The following is a 1333-nucleotide window of genomic DNA, read 5'->3' as shown; positions in this document are numbered from 1 at the left end:
TGTTGCTTTTTTCTCCTTCCTCTATGTCCACAAATTTATTTCATTTTCCTATTGACTTTTCCTTTGCAGACTTTTCAAGTTTTCTCTGCCGTTCTAAGACGGAATAAAAGTTGTCTGTCCTGTATGGTCGTTCTTTGGGGGCTATGAATTTCGTCTGAATGATGTTCTTCACCACCACTTCAAGGGGCTGTCCATGCTTTTCATACATGGCGAACAGGAAACAGGGCAGCATGACGGCAATCATAGCCATAGACGCAAGGCTTGTGCCTGTGCTGTCTTTGAGCAGAAAGAAAAGCGGCAAGCCGAACAGGAGAGCCGCCGCAAAACATACAATCTGCCGTTTGGTAAGGTTGAACGCTACTTTTGTCTTGACTTTGGATAAGTCTTTGGGTACGGGTACATACGCCAAGTGAAAACCTCCTTTCTCTGGGTTTGGTGTTGCTGTAACTTCCCATAAGGGTAATCAAGGCAAAGGTCAATCTTTGCCCTTTGCCCGCCCGTATTATATGGGGTTATCCGCGTCAAGGTTGGGTAGTATTTTCGCCGCTTCGCTCTGAAAATCTCCACCCTACCCTTGACACGCCGCTAATGCGCGGAGAATATCGACTTCGCCAGTGCGCCGGATTTGAACAGGGAGAAACAGAGGATAACGGTATAGGCTGCAAGGGAGAATATCGCGCTGTGCAGATTGTCCGCTATTATCATGCTGTTCACCAAAACCGCGTAAATGCCGACGCATATCATAATCAAAAAGCCCTGAAATCCGAGGGCGATAAGGGATTTGAGGTAGTTGTTTCCAATCTGCCCCCACTCCCGGTTTGTCATCGTTGCGAATGGGATAGGCGCAACCGAGCAATACAGGTATATTTCTATCATGCGCCCGTACAGGATTACCGTTATCAGCACCGACATGATTTTCATGCACAGGCTGACAAGGCTTGTTTCCATGACGAGCAATAAGAGTTCGGGGATTTCCATAGCGTCAAGCCCGGCCTGCATGGACGACAGGGCGGCGTCCACGTCTATATTCGTGCTGCCGCCGATCACGCCCGCCGCGCCGGAAACGACGTGCTGCGCCATATCGAACACAGCCATAGTAATATCAAAGGTGTGGGTGACGAGATACACCGCCACCCACGCCTTGAAAATCCACTTAAAGAACATGTACGTATCAACGTCCAGTGTGTTTTGTCAAGTAGGTTTTTCAAATAAACGCAAAAACCGGACACAGCGAATAGCTCACTGTGTCCGGTTGCACTATAAAATGTTCAGTTATGCGGCCCGAATCAAGTATAACAGTTGATTTTTGAGGTCAACACGGTCAACATCAAAA

The 1333-nt window shown here is 47.9% G+C and carries 1 protein-coding gene and 1 pseudogene; both read right to left on the bottom strand.

Features of this window, described 5'->3' with window-relative positions; genetic code table 11:
- Window positions 1-40 precede the first annotated feature (40 nt).
- Window positions 41-409, bottom strand: a complete 369-nt coding sequence (locus D1646_RS21295; protein WP_160638366.1) for a PrgI family protein — start codon at window positions 407-409, stop codon at window positions 41-43.
- Window positions 410-585: 176 nt separating this feature from the next.
- Window positions 586-1179: pseudogene (locus tag D1646_RS21290) on the bottom strand (CD0415/CD1112 family protein); the annotation flags it as partial.
- Window positions 1180-1333 lie beyond the last annotated feature (154 nt).

The sequence above is a fragment of the Pseudoflavonifractor sp. 60 genome, from assembly GCF_009911645.1.
Lineage (GTDB): Bacteria > Bacillota > Clostridia > Oscillospirales > Oscillospiraceae > Lawsonibacter.
This window is presented reverse-complemented; position numbering and strand designations above follow the sequence as displayed.